Genomic DNA, 12,082 nt, shown 5'->3' on the forward strand with positions numbered 1-12,082 from the left:
CCTGGCCCCGCCTTCGTTTTCGTCCCCAGGAAAACACGATGAATTCCCCACAGCTATCGTTCTATCGCCGCCGTGCTCTCGCGGCGACGCTTTCGGTCTTCGCGCTCGGCACCCTCAGCGCGGCCTACGCAGGCCATGACAAACCGTCAACCTCCGCCCTTTCGCCCGTCGATGAAGCGAATCCGCTCGTCGGCACGGCACCGCTGGACAGGAAAGAGTTCATCGGCAACGCGCCCCCGCCGGGCGAACCGCTGTATTCGGGCATGACCTCGCCCGGTGCGGGCCTGCCGCAAAGCTCGACCGACGCCGCGCCGGTCAATATCAATGCCGACCTGAGTTTCGCTACCGGCGTTCCGGTCTCGTATGCCTACGGGCGCCCCGCGATGATCGGCTTCACTGGCGGCGGCTCGACGTACGGTGCGCGCGCCGCGCCGATGATCATGCCGGTGGTGGGTGACTGGACCGTCCCGCCGGACTACGCCTCGTCGTACTACGACAAGTCGACCGAGAAGGCGTCGCCTGGTTACTACGCCGTCGACCTCGCTACGTTCCATACCCGCGCCGAACTGACGGTGACGCAGTGGACCAGCCTGATGCGCTTCATCTTTCCGGAAAGCCATCGTTCCAACGTGGTGGTGAACCTGCGTCGCGGCGGGGGTGACGTGGCGGTGGTCGGCGACAGGACCATCAGCGGTGTCGACAAAGGCAGTCGCGGCAATCACGACGCCGACGGTCCGTATTTCATCGCGGAGTTCTCGCGGCCGTTCGCCGCCTTCGGGACGTTCCACGCCGACGTCAACGACAAGGGCGAAGGCCTGGGCCGCGAAGACATCCAGACGGGCCAGCGCACGGTATCCGGCAGCTATGCGGGTGCCTACGTCACCTTCGATACGAAGGACGGCGACCAGGTGCTGGTGAGGATCGCGCACGGTCACAGCGCCGACGAGGCCGCACAGCGGCTGCACGCGGCGGATACGGATTTCGACAGCGTGCACCGCAAGGCCCGTACAGCCTGGGCGCAGCTGTTCGATCGCGTCGAAGTGACCGGCGGTACGCCGAAGCAGCGCGCCTTGTTCTATTCGACGCTCTATCACTCGTTTGCCAGCCCGCGTGTCGTCGCGCGCAAGGGCGAGCACTACACCGACGCCAAGGGCCAGCTCCAGGTCGCCGCGTACGATCTTTACAGCCCCGTCCCGTATTGGGACACCGGCCGCAACCAGATCGCCTTGCTGATGTTGCTCCAGCCGAAAGTCGTGCAGGACATCATGCGTTCCGAACTCGAGCGGGGACGCGAACACGGCTACATGAACACCTCGTTCCATGGCGACCACGCCGTGTTCCTCTATGACGGCGCCATGCAGCGCGGCATTCCGTTCGACTATGCGGGCGCGTACGAGGTACTGCGCAAGAACGCGACCGATCCGAAGGGCCCGCGCGGCTACCTTGCCGAATACGACAAGAACGGTTGGATTGCCGACATCGTGCCGCCGGGCAATCCGAGCCCGCCCTATGCCGGTGGCAAGGCCGGTGTCGCGACGACCCTCGAATACGCCTGGGACGACCATGCGCTGGCCGATCTCGCCCGTCGTCTGGGCAAGAAGGACGATGCCGCGATGTTCGAGCGTCGCGCCGGTAACTACCGCAACGTCTTCGATCCCTCGGTGGGCTTCTTCCGCGGCCGTACCGACGACGGTAAGTGGATCTCGCCATTCGATCCGGCGGAGCCGTACTACAACTTCATGATGAAGGAAGGCTCGGGCTGGTCGACGCTCTGGCTGGTGCCGCACGACGTGCAGGGCCTGATGAACCTGCTCGGTGGACGCGATGCCTTCAACGCCAAGCTCGACACGTTCTTCAACACCCCCTATGCCCCGAAGGGCATCTGCCGTGACTGCACGGGCGTGATCGGCCAGTACGTCCAGGGCAACCAGCCGGACCAGCAAGCCGCCTACCTCTATGCATGGAGCGGACAGCCCTGGAAGACCCAGGCGCTGACCCGTCGCATCCTCGCCGACCTGTACGGCAGCGATGCCACCGGTTACGGTTATCCCGGTATGGACGACCAGGGCTCGACCTCCTCGTGGTACGTGCTCAGCGCCATGGGCTTCTACCCGGTCGATCCCGCCACGCCCGACTACATCATCGGCAGCCCGATCTTCGATCGCGTCCGCCTGCACCTGGGTAACGACAAGGTGTTCGAGATCGACGCAAAGAACAATTCCGAGCGGAACATCTACATCCAGTCCGCCACACTCAACGGCAAGCCCTGGACCAAACCCTGGTTCAGCCATGCCGATATCGCCAACGGCGCCAAGCTGGAACTGACCATGGGCCCCGAACCCAGTCAGACCTGGGGCAGCAAACCGGACGACGCCCCCGCGTCCATGTCGCCCCCCGCCGCTACCCATTAAGAAGCCGACCATGACGACGAACGCAAAAGAAATGTGGGAGCCGCTTCAGCGGCGATGGCTTGAGCTGGCGAAGGCCAAAACGTGGCTCGCCATAACCATCGCCCTCGGCACCGCTCCCATGGCCATGGCCGCGACGGATAGTGCCGCCACCTGGAGCGGCAAACCCGCCCCCCTCGCCACCCCGTGGACCTCCGAAGTCTCCCCCACCAACGCCTTACCCGACTATCCCCGCCCACAACTCGCGCGCCCCTCGCTGGACCACCCCCAGTGGCTGAACCTCAACGGCCTGTGGCAGTACGCGGCGGCAGACGGAAACACCGCGCCTGTCTTCGGCAAGGACCTCAAGGACAAGGTCCTGGTCCCATATCCGGTCGAGTCGGTGCTCTCAGGCGTGCAGAAGCACGCCGACTTCATGACCTACCGCCGCCTGGTAGATATCCCGGCCGCCTTCACCGCGCACGGCCAGCACGTCCGCCTGAACTTCGGCGCCGTCGCGCAGGACGCCACGGTCTACGTCAACGGCAAGGAAGTGGCACGCCATACGGGCGGCTATACATCCTTCAGCGCAGACATCACGTCAGCCCTCGTTCCAAAGGGCCAGCAGGAAATCGTCGTCGCCGTGCACGCACCGGTCGACGGCGTCAACGTGATGGTCGGTAAACAGCGGCTCAAGCCCGATGGGATCTTCTACACGGCGGCGTCGGGTATCTGGCAGTCGGTGTGGCTGGAGCCGGTCCCCGCGACGAGCCTTGCGCAGCTCGAGTTCACGCCAGCATCCAGCCTGGATGCTTTTACGGTGACGTCGAAGGTGCAGGGCACCGGTGACAACGCGACGCTGCATGTCACCGCGTACGCGGATGGCAAGCCCGTGGGCGAAGCGAAAGGTCCGGCCGGTACGCCGCTGCGTGTCGCCGTCGCTCACCCGCGCCTTTGGAGTCCGCAGGATCCTTTCCTCTACACCTTCAAGGCCACGCTCACCCAGGGCGACCAGCACGACGACGTCACGAGCTACGCGGGCCTGCGCACCATCGGTATCGCCAAGGTGGGCGGCCTCAATCGTATCGTCCTCAACGGCAAGCCGACCTTCCTGCTGGGCACCCTCGACCAGGGCTACTGGCCGGACGGCATCTACACGGCGCCGACCGATGCGGCGCTGAAGTTCGATATCCAGAAGACGAAGGACCTCGGCTTCAACACCATCCGCAAGCACATCAAGGTCGAGCCGGCGCGCTGGTACTACTGGGCCGATCGCATCGGCCTGATGATCTGGCAGGACATGCCGTCGCTGCCGAACGGCCACAACGACAAGCTCAACGACGCCGACAAGGCCGGCTTCCGCACCGACGTCTCGGCCATCGTCGAGCAACTGAAGGGCGAGACGTCGATCATCGGCTGGATCCCGTTCAATGAAGGCTGGGGCCAGTGGAGCATTCCGGCAGCGGCCGAACTTGCGGCGCAGATCAAGAAGCTCGACCCCTCGCGCCTGGTCAACGCACGTAGCGGCGCCAACTGCTGCGACACCAAGGGCGATCCGCAGGCCGGCGACCTCATCGATATCCACGATTACCAGGGACCCGGTTTGCCCGCCCCGGACGCGACGCGCGCCTCGATGGACGGCGAACACGGCGGCCTGACACTCGGCGTCGCCGGACACATCTGGCCCAACACCGCCATCAACCCGTACGGTGCCGTAAAAGACAACGCCGCGTTGAACGACGGCTACGTCGCCAATACCGCCGTGCTACGTGACAAGGGTCCGGGCATCGGCGTCTCCGGCAGCGTCTACACCCAGATCACCGACGTCGAAGGCGAGCACAACGGCCTATACACCTACGACCGCAAAATCGAAAAAGTAGACGAGGCCAGGGTACGCAAAATCAACGAAGCCACCATCCAGGCAGCCAGCCACCCCTGACAAACCCGGGGCCCTAGGTAGGAGCCGATTCATCGGCGAAGCTCTCCCCCCAAAACTCAATCAACCCCGTCAGAATCGTCACCGACCGACTCCCCCGGCTGATACTCCAACAAATCCCCCGGCTGGCAATCGAGGTATTCGCAGATGCGCTCCAGGGTGCCGAAGCGAATACCTCGTACCTTGCTAGATTTCAGCAAGGAAAGGTTCTGCTCCGTGATCCCCACATAAGCGGCGAGGGCGCGCGACTTCACCTTGCGTCGCGCGAGCATCATGTCGAGGTTGATGACGATAGGCATGGTCGTTACACGATCAGGCCGTTGTCTTCGGCAAGCTTTCCGGCTTCGCCCATGATCAGGGCGATGACGAAAAACACGGCGCTGATCATGCCCGACCAGACGTCGTTGCTGTCGATGTCCAACGCGATCGCCGTGACATGGCCGATGCCGAGAAGGCGTCCAGCCAGCAGTTCGAGCGGCGGCATGAAACATCCGGCCAGGGTGATCAGAAGCAGCGACAGCGCGAACGCCCGTAGATGACTCACCGCGCGAACACTGAAGAACTCCCCGCTTTCGAACAGGCGTAGCAGCTTGACCAGTCGGTAGAGCCCGACCAGGCAGATGATCGATTCCAGGGCGATTTCGAAGGTCAACAAGGCGGGATGGTCCGCCAGCGGTTTGGTAAACGACCGGGTGACTTCGACGTATTTGTTGGCCGTTTCCCACCCACCGGGCAAGGCCAGGGCGACGTTGCAGATCACGACCAGCGCCATCACGACGAGGACGCCATAGCGGAGCCATCGCGCCCGAGATTTGGCCTTAGCACAATCAATAATCATTGTTAAGTACATAAAGTTTACTGTTAAACAGTAAACGTTCTCCGTAAAGTTGTCGGCATGGCAACGATGTCGGAGATGTCCGTGGATTGCAAGGCGCGCCACGACTCCCGGGCCTCGTCGACGCTCGCGATAGCCGCCGCCATGGGCGTGCACGTCCTTTTGGTTCTGGTGATCCGCTTCGAGATGCAGCCGCAGGTGCAGAAGGGTATCGCCGTACCCACCGCGCGGGATGTGGCGCTCGAGGTCCGCTTTGTCGATCGGGCGTCGCGTCATGAGGCGGGTCGGTCCGGGTTCATGCAAAGCCACCCGACCCCCGTGGCCCACGTGAGCTCAGCGACCCGACCGCCTGATGCGCCTCGCGCGAAACCAAAGGCGGCAACGGCGCCGGTCACTTCGTCGGTCCCCGCTTCAGAGGCTGCTGTTGTCCGTCATTCCGGAGCGACCGACGTGACCACCGAATCGACCGACATGCCCGTGATGCACAAGGCCGAAGGCGAGTCGCCGACGCCGGACTTCATACCTCCCCAGCCCACCGACAGCGCCGGCATCATGTCGCATCGAAGCATCGTCGGATACACGAAGTCCCGTTTCGAAGACGCCTGGGTGCCACGCGACGAGAGCGTGGTGAGCGAGGGGCTCCGTCGCGCACAAGACGCCGCCACCCTCAAGAAAACGGTGGATTTTGGCCATGGCGTCCGCATGCACTGCGCGGTCGGCCCGCTGGGTGGCGGGTGTGGCTTTGGGGACGCTCCGTCGAAGGCCGCTGCCAAGGATGGTGATGTCAGGCTCAGCATGGCCCCCGCACACAGCCTGGCGAACGATCTGCCCGACGCACCGACACCGCCCAGCGAAGCCGCGTGCGTTGCCGCTTACCGCGTCGACGCGCGCGTCCCTCAAGGCTGCCCAACCGACACCCCGCTAAAAGCCATGGATGCCGAGAACGCCGAGCGCGTTCGACGCACCGGGCAACCCTAGGATCCCCATGCATTCGAACAGCAACGACACCCGTCGAACCCTATCAGGACTGGCACGGGCCGGCCTTCTGGTAGGAGGAGCGATAGCCCTCCTGATCACCTTCGGTGCGCACGTTCCCGTCATGAGCGCGCTGCAAACCTCTGCCCACCTGCTTTCCATCCGCCTGGAGAGAGCGACGGGCTGCGATCAGTACGGAGGCGGCATGGACGCGGCGGGGCAGGGCGCTCAGGCGACGATCGAGGCTTATATCCATGTCTGTGTCGATATTCCCGGATCGGCAGCGCGAGGCAGCTACCTCTTCATGCTGGATCTGGAAAAAGTGCGGCATTGAGTAACAATCTGCGCATTATTCCTCTGGAAGAAAGACTTAGTTTCGGAACGGGCGGATTGTAGGCATGGCGTCATTCAAGGAGGATCTCGCCATTGTTCATGGCTCGAAGGAGAGCCGTCATGAATCCAAACGCCGCTACCGCCGATATCAAACTGCCGCCCTCCGCGTCGACCGCACGGGTGTCCTACCGAACGGTCGATGTCGACGGCGTAACGATCGCCTACCGCGAAGCCGGCGCCAAACACAAACCGACACTGCTCCTCCTTCACGGCGTCCCCAGCTCGTCGAGAATGTACGACGGCCTGATGCGGAAGCTCGGCGATCGCTATCACCTGATCGCACCCGACTATCCCGGCTTCGGCAACAGCGATGCGCCGACGCCCGCCAACTTCGCGTACACGTTCGATCGTCTCGCGGAAGTCATGCAGAAGTTCACGGACGCCGTGGGAATCGATCAGTACGTGCTGTTCATGCAGGACTACGGCGCACCGGTCGGCATGCGTCTTGCCATGGCGCGTCCGTCGGCGGTGCTGGGCACCATCTTCCAGAACGGCAACGTATACGAAGACGGCCTCGGTCCGATCTGGGAGAAGCGCAAGGCGTTCTGGACGGATCGCGCCGCCAACGAGCAGCCCGTGCGCCAGGCACATCTCTCCGTGGAAACCACCCGTGCCCGCCACATCGGTACTGACCCTGACGTGGAAGCCTACGATCCCGACCTCTGGATGGACGAATACGCTTATGTCAATCGTCCTGGCCAGGCAGAGATCCAGTCCGAGCTTATTTTCGACTACCAGCACAACCTCGCGGCGTATCCGACGTGGCAGACGTGGCTACGCACGCATCAGCTGCCGACGCTTGTTGTCTGGGGCAAGCATGATCTGGCGTTTACGGTGCCCGGGGCGGATGCGTTCAAACGGGATCTTCCAAATGCCTGTATCGTGATCCTGGACGCGGGTCATTTCGCCATGGATACCCGACTCGACGAGGTGGCGGAAGCGACGCAGGCGTTCATGCGGGACACGCTCTAACCGCGTCATCGACCAAGAGGGACGGAACGCACAGTCCGTCCCTCCTGTGACCGGACTGATTTGCTCAGGCGGTGAGGCCGACCGGCTTCATCTTCGAGCACACCCGAACAACAACGAAAGCCGTGACCGCCATGGTCAGCGTCATGCCGAAGCCGAATTCCGTTGTGACGTACGGGGCCTTTCCATGTGTATTCGTCATCGCATCGAGAACGGCCTGGATCAGGGTGTTGTGGATGGCGTGCAAAACGACGCTCGGCCAGATGCTGGCTGATACGGTGCGTAGCCAGCCGCTGATCACCGCCATGCTCACCACCGTGAGCGTGAAGCAGGTGAGCGCATAGGCAGGCGGGGTTCCGCTGTTGTAGTCGGCGCCGAGGAGCACCGGATAGTGCCAGGCAGCCCAGATGAGTCCGACGACCAACGCACCCTTCGTCGTTCCGAGCCACGCGCCCATCCGAGGCTGGAGGAAGCCGCGCCAACCGAGTTCTTCCCCAAGCGCCCACATCATGGTCGAGAGGAAGGCGAAGACCAGCGTCGTGGGAATGCTGAACGCGGCGGCGAAGAGGCCTGCGTGGTCGACGACGTGATACGGCTGCGCGGATTGCGTGACGAAAGCCGGCCAGTCCAGCGCGCCCGGTATCAGTAGCCAGGTCAGGAAATACACCGGCAGCGCGTAGAACCACGGCAGGAAGTAACTCCAGCCGAGGACGTTCCACGTCGGCCAGTGCCAGCCGAGGCTGTCGATACGAATGCGACGGATGAGGCAGGTTACGAGTGCGGCGGCCCCCGGCGCCCACATCGTGATGCGAGAGATCATGGGCGTGGTGTAGCCGAGATAGACACTGAAGGCGTCGATGGGTGCACTAAAGGCCACCAACCAGAACAGGAACCAGGCGATGTCTTTGACGAGAGCTTCAGACTTTGTGGTCATGTGTGCTTTACAGTGAAAAGTTGACAAAGGGACGATAGCGGGCGCGGGGAAGGTGTGCGCATGCCGGAGGTCACTTGCCCACGTGCCCTATACCTCGGAGCAATACCTCGGGATTCTTCTGGCAAAAAGCCAGGGTCGCGCTTCCCATCACCTCTGGCGAGGTAAATTGGTCGAGGTTGATTTTGGACATTACGCGTCTTTTGTAACCACAGTCGCGATGAGGGGAAGGGTGGGCGTCAATCCTGACCATTTGCTTCGCGGCGAGATGCACAAGCGGCGGCTGGCGGTAGTCGTGAGCGTGGGAAGATCGCTCGTCCAGGTCGTGCCGGTGACATCAATCGTTCCGGCGGAAGCGGACAAGACGGCCTTCGAGTTATCGAACGAGACGTTATCAAAGCTCCATTTCTATGGCGGGAGCAAGAAGCGCAGTTTTGTTCTAGGCGGTATGGTCATGTCGGTATCAGTCGACCGTATTCTGGCGCCCGAGGTTACGCGGACCGGTGGCGCCGCCGTCCGCAACTACCGAGTGGTCATCAACCGTCGAGAGTTGCATGCCTTAAGTGCCGCACTCGCCCACGCTACCGGCATTTCCGACTATGAGGCTGCGCTGACGGCAAAGATCGCGCTTGCCCAGCGAGAGCGGGAGATAGTCAGTCTCAATGCGCGACTCACAACCTTGCAAGCAGAGGCCAATTCATCGTTCTGGGATTGCCGTGACTGGGAGGAAGCCGCACGGGAGCTTGCCAAGCGGTGGGGGTGTCAGCAGACGATGAAAAAACGTTTCACCGCGACCTCCGCCTCTTTCAACAGGAAGGGGTGGGGTTCGTAGAGGCTTGACGAACGCACTGTGTTCCGTACACTTGATCTCGGTCGGTAAGCTGGTGCAGCGCCGGAGCCGACGACGATTCCCTCGGGAGTCACGCTGCGATAGTCAAGTTTAGAAGAAGCCGCCGGAAGGCGGTTTTTTTTTTACGGCGCGGCCAGAAAAAGCATTCCCTTTTCTGCCACATGCCGAGTTCGGCGACCGCGCCTACAGACAACTTCAAGTTGTTTTGATACGGTCATTCCGTTGCCTGCGTCGTCGCTGTGAATGCTGCGCAGGCAACCATCGCTCTATGCGGTGAGAAGCGCGGCCCAGAGGTGTATCAGCACCCCTGGACCGCTAACCAAACCAACTGTTCTAGGAGTTGATATGGCTAAGCCAGATCATACGGTAACCGCTCGCCCGCCGAATCCCCCAGGCGACATCCCCATCGGTCACCCGGCGCCCTGCGTTCCCCGCAGGCACGGTTGAAGAACCGCGGCGGCAGCCGTCCCCCTGAGTTTTTTCTCGGCCGAGCAACCCGGCGCGTCGCCGTGTGACCCGAGAACAGGCGTGACTGCCCCCGCAACACACTTCGTCAATCCAACCGCACGGTGCCCGGACACGGGCAGCCGATGAACCCGCGAATCCGTGAGATCCGTTAGACCCGCGGCACGCTGCGCGATGCGTGGCGTGTCGCACCTGGATCGACGGTCAGCGAGCGGCAGGCAAGGAGAGCGTCATGGCTAAAACAAAAGCGCACACCCACCATCCCGGTTTCCACTACCACATCGATCCCGAGGCCACCGCGCACGACCTGATGAACGAGGCTACCGAGTGGCTTCAGTACGCCCGGAGCCTCACTCGGTTACTCGCCGATTTCATCCATGAGTCCGATACCGTGGACTGCCAGCGCGTCGCACACGGGTTGGAGGCGATCGGTGCGCTGACACATATGGGTGTGCAGTGCACGGCGCAGGCACATGCGCGGATGTGTTGGGAGAAGGGGGCCGCGTAGCGGGATGTGGCAGCCTGATAAGGATTTGCCTTGACGGCAGATAGCCGAATGCCCTATCAAGCGGTCCACAGGGGACACACGGACAGACAATGGATAGGGAAAGGGACGTTCTCGCGCAGAATGAGGCGGGACGCCGGTTGTTCGACGAGGGACGCTTCGACGAAGCGCGCGACGTTTTCCTCCGCGTGGCATCCGATCCTGCGGCGCTCGGTGCGGCGATCAACGTTGGCCAGTGCGATCTCCGCGCCGGACGTCTTGAAGCGGCAGAGAGCTGCGCGCGTCGCCTGATCGAGACATCGCCGGGCTTCGCGCCCGCCTGGGCACTTTTGGGTGAGGCCCTCATGCTGCTGTTGCGGTCGGGCGAGGCTGCGGACGCGTTTCGCCGTGCCGTGGCGATCGCGCCAACGAATGGCCTGTTATGGCGTCGCCTGGGCGACGCGCAACATGCAGGCAAGGAGCTGGAGCTGGCGCGAGAAAGCTATGCGCGAGCGTTGCGGGAGGCGCCGGACGACGCAAAGAGTCTCGCCGCGCTGGTGTCGGTCAAACGCGTGCTTTGTGATTGGGACCGTCTGGATCAGTTGTCCGTCGCCCTACGTCAGACCGTGCGCGACGGACGTGGTGCGGTCCAGCCGCTCTCCTTCCTGGCCGAGGGCGACGATGCGGCGGAGCAGCGTCAATGCGCGAGGGCCTGGGTGGAGCAGCGCGTGCGATCGATCGGTCCGCCCATGCCTCTTGCCAACGGCAACGCGAAGCCGCGTATCGGCTTCGTCTCCTACGGCTTTGGCGCTCATCCCACGGCGATCCTCGGCTCGGCGGTGATCGAAGCCATGCGCGCCCAGGGCGTCGACCTCCATTTGATCTGCACCGGCCTAGTCCGCTCGAAGGAAATGCGTACTTCCAAGGCCCAGGAAATCATCTTCCGAATGGATCGCCTGAGATGGTGGCGCAACCAATCCCCACGATTGACAATCCGAGCGTGACAAAAATTTTGACGGTGCATGTGAAATGAAATATCCAAATGATGAAGTAATCGTCGTCGATGTGGCCGGCAACAGGGCGCGTTTAGTTGTCACGGATGATCACCGCGTTGAAGCTTTGCAGGTCCTTGGTTTCGAGCGACAAGAGGATCAATTCGTGAGGGTGATTGAGGACGACGATGATCGGAGGGCGCTAATCCATGCACTAATTAAACTGGACGCCGTCTTTTCAGTAGGCCCCGGTTGGTCACCATCGGAGCTTCTTCAGTACTACGTAAAGCAAGGTGAGAAATTTGGTGCCTATCGAATGATCTCGTGGTCGGGGCAAGACTCCTACTCGATTCATTAGAGTCGAGTGTAAACGCCCGCGCCAAGCGGGCGTTTTTTTGTCGTTCCAAACAGTGCACTCTCTGATGCGGAAGCTGTTCAAACCGTTTCCTCACTTGGAAAGGCACTGCAAACTTACTGGCCGCCGAATGATGGTTTCTGGTCGGCGCCGACAGTTGAAAGCTTACAACCCGGTTATCAGTTCAGTCGCTACGGTGGTTTCTTCGATGGAAGCGGGACGTTCCTAGATTTTGGTGCATATGGTGCGGCCGCTGACGTACCCTACGGAATGCGCGCTTTGGCGCCCGGATCAGACATGAAGCCGTTGAGCAGGTAACTACACGTTGCGCTCGCCTTTCTATCTGGACGCGACGCCGGGACGGTTGAATTCGGGCGTTCCACTTGGACTACAGAATGTGCTCGTTCGGACTGAAAGCCGCGTGCTCGAAGATGCCGAGTCTTCTTCGTTGACCGGTATCGACGCAACTGACGTCACCTTGGAAGCTACCAAGACAGCGGACTCTAGTTC

The 12,082-nt window shown here is 62.1% G+C and carries 13 protein-coding genes; 10 read left to right on the forward strand and 3 right to left on the reverse strand.

Annotated features, from left to right (window positions below; all coding sequences use genetic code 11):
• Positions 1 to 38 precede the first annotated feature (38 nt).
• Together AC1DYM_RS12705 and AC1DYM_RS12710 are read left to right on the forward strand one after the other, a co-directional pair.
• Entirely contained in the window at positions 39 to 2,411 is a 2,373-nt protein-coding gene (locus AC1DYM_RS12705) for a GH92 family glycosyl hydrolase (protein ID WP_477338801.1), read from the forward strand.
• 10 nt (positions 2,412 to 2,421) lie between these two features.
• Positions 2,422 to 4,326, forward strand: coding sequence for a glycoside hydrolase family 2 protein (locus AC1DYM_RS12710; RefSeq protein WP_477338803.1), 1,905 nt, complete (start codon positions 2,422 to 2,424; stop codon positions 4,324 to 4,326).
• Positions 4,327 to 4,382: 56 nt separating this feature from the next.
• Here AC1DYM_RS12710 and AC1DYM_RS12715 read toward each other — a convergent pair whose 3' ends face one another.
• Both AC1DYM_RS12715 and AC1DYM_RS12720 read right to left on the reverse strand, forming a co-directional pair.
• Positions 4,383 to 4,622, reverse strand: a complete 240-nt coding sequence (locus AC1DYM_RS12715; protein WP_477338805.1) for a helix-turn-helix domain-containing protein — start codon at positions 4,620 to 4,622, stop codon at positions 4,383 to 4,385.
• Positions 4,623 to 4,627: 5 nt separating this feature from the next.
• Entirely contained in the window at positions 4,628 to 5,095 is a 468-nt protein-coding gene (locus AC1DYM_RS12720) for a DUF2975 domain-containing protein (protein WP_477338827.1), read from the reverse strand.
• Between the two features lie 513 nt (positions 5,096 to 5,608).
• Here AC1DYM_RS12720 and AC1DYM_RS12725 point away from each other — a divergent pair.
• The 3 genes from AC1DYM_RS12725 (at position 5,609) to AC1DYM_RS12735 (ending at position 7,498) form a co-directional block, all read left to right on the forward strand.
• Positions 5,609 to 6,136, forward strand: coding sequence for a hypothetical protein (locus AC1DYM_RS12725; protein ID WP_477338807.1), 528 nt, complete (start codon positions 5,609 to 5,611; stop codon positions 6,134 to 6,136).
• Between the two features lie 7 nt (positions 6,137 to 6,143).
• Positions 6,144 to 6,467, forward strand: a complete 324-nt coding sequence (locus tag AC1DYM_RS12730) for a hypothetical protein (protein WP_477338809.1) — start codon at positions 6,144 to 6,146, stop codon at positions 6,465 to 6,467.
• Positions 6,468 to 6,586: 119 nt separating this feature from the next.
• A complete protein-coding gene (locus tag AC1DYM_RS12735) occupies positions 6,587 to 7,498 on the forward strand; it encodes an alpha/beta fold hydrolase (RefSeq protein WP_477338811.1) in 912 nt (303 codons plus the stop codon).
• Between the two features lie 64 nt (positions 7,499 to 7,562).
• On the opposite strand, the gene AC1DYM_RS12740 is transcribed toward AC1DYM_RS12735, so the two are convergent.
• On the reverse strand, positions 7,563 to 8,429 hold the full coding sequence (locus tag AC1DYM_RS12740) for a lysostaphin resistance A-like protein (protein WP_477338813.1): 867 nt from the start codon (positions 8,427 to 8,429) through the stop codon (positions 7,563 to 7,565).
• Between the two features lie 82 nt (positions 8,430 to 8,511).
• Between AC1DYM_RS12740 and AC1DYM_RS12745 the strand changes: the two genes are divergently transcribed.
• The 5 genes from AC1DYM_RS12745 to AC1DYM_RS12765 all read left to right on the forward strand — a co-directional run.
• Positions 8,512 to 9,258: a hypothetical protein gene (locus tag AC1DYM_RS12745; protein ID WP_477338815.1), complete on the forward strand. Its 747-nt coding sequence runs from the start codon at positions 8,512 to 8,514 to the stop codon at positions 9,256 to 9,258.
• Positions 9,259 to 9,973: 715 nt separating this feature from the next.
• Complete coding sequence (locus AC1DYM_RS12750) at positions 9,974 to 10,249, forward strand: hypothetical protein (RefSeq protein ID WP_477338817.1); 276 nt, start codon at positions 9,974 to 9,976, stop codon at positions 10,247 to 10,249.
• 89 nt (positions 10,250 to 10,338) lie between these two features.
• Positions 10,339 to 11,229, forward strand: a complete 891-nt coding sequence (locus AC1DYM_RS12755; protein ID WP_477338819.1) for a tetratricopeptide repeat protein — start codon at positions 10,339 to 10,341, stop codon at positions 11,227 to 11,229.
• 25 nt (positions 11,230 to 11,254) lie between these two features.
• On the forward strand, positions 11,255 to 11,575 hold the full coding sequence (locus AC1DYM_RS12760; RefSeq protein WP_477338821.1) for a hypothetical protein: 321 nt from the start codon (positions 11,255 to 11,257) through the stop codon (positions 11,573 to 11,575).
• Positions 11,576 to 11,897: 322 nt separating this feature from the next.
• Positions 11,898 to 12,082: hypothetical protein (locus AC1DYM_RS12765; RefSeq protein WP_477338823.1), on the forward strand; the 185-nt coding region annotated here is incomplete at its 3' end.

This window comes from Luteibacter sp. P1_D3, assembly GCF_056406135.1.

What these genes read in the sequence shown, in the direction of transcription:
- AC1DYM_RS12715 (WP_477338805.1), bottom strand. Translation starts at nt 4,622, where the DNA reads ATGCCTATCGTCATCAACCTCGACATGATGCTCGCGCGACGCAAGGTG.
- AC1DYM_RS12735 (WP_477338811.1), top strand. Translation starts at nt 6,587, where the DNA reads ATGAATCCAAACGCCGCTACCGCCGATATCAAACTGCCGCCCTCCGCG.
- AC1DYM_RS12760 (WP_477338821.1), top strand. Translation starts at nt 11,255, where the DNA reads ATGAAATATCCAAATGATGAAGTAATCGTCGTCGATGTGGCCGGCAAC.
- AC1DYM_RS12750 (WP_477338817.1), top strand. Translation starts at nt 9,974, where the DNA reads ATGGCTAAAACAAAAGCGCACACCCACCATCCCGGTTTCCACTACCAC.
- AC1DYM_RS12740 (WP_477338813.1), bottom strand. Translation starts at nt 8,429, where the DNA reads ATGACCACAAAGTCTGAAGCTCTCGTCAAAGACATCGCCTGGTTCCTG.
- AC1DYM_RS12720 (WP_477338827.1), bottom strand. Translation starts at nt 5,095, where the DNA reads ATGGCGCTGGTCGTGATCTGCAACGTCGCCCTGGCCTTGCCCGGTGGG.
- AC1DYM_RS12710 (WP_477338803.1), top strand. Translation starts at nt 2,422, where the DNA reads ATGACGACGAACGCAAAAGAAATGTGGGAGCCGCTTCAGCGGCGATGG.
- AC1DYM_RS12730 (WP_477338809.1), top strand. Translation starts at nt 6,144, where the DNA reads ATGCATTCGAACAGCAACGACACCCGTCGAACCCTATCAGGACTGGCA.
- AC1DYM_RS12705 (WP_477338801.1), top strand. Translation starts at nt 39, where the DNA reads ATGAATTCCCCACAGCTATCGTTCTATCGCCGCCGTGCTCTCGCGGCG.
- AC1DYM_RS12755 (WP_477338819.1), top strand. Translation starts at nt 10,339, where the DNA reads ATGGATAGGGAAAGGGACGTTCTCGCGCAGAATGAGGCGGGACGCCGG.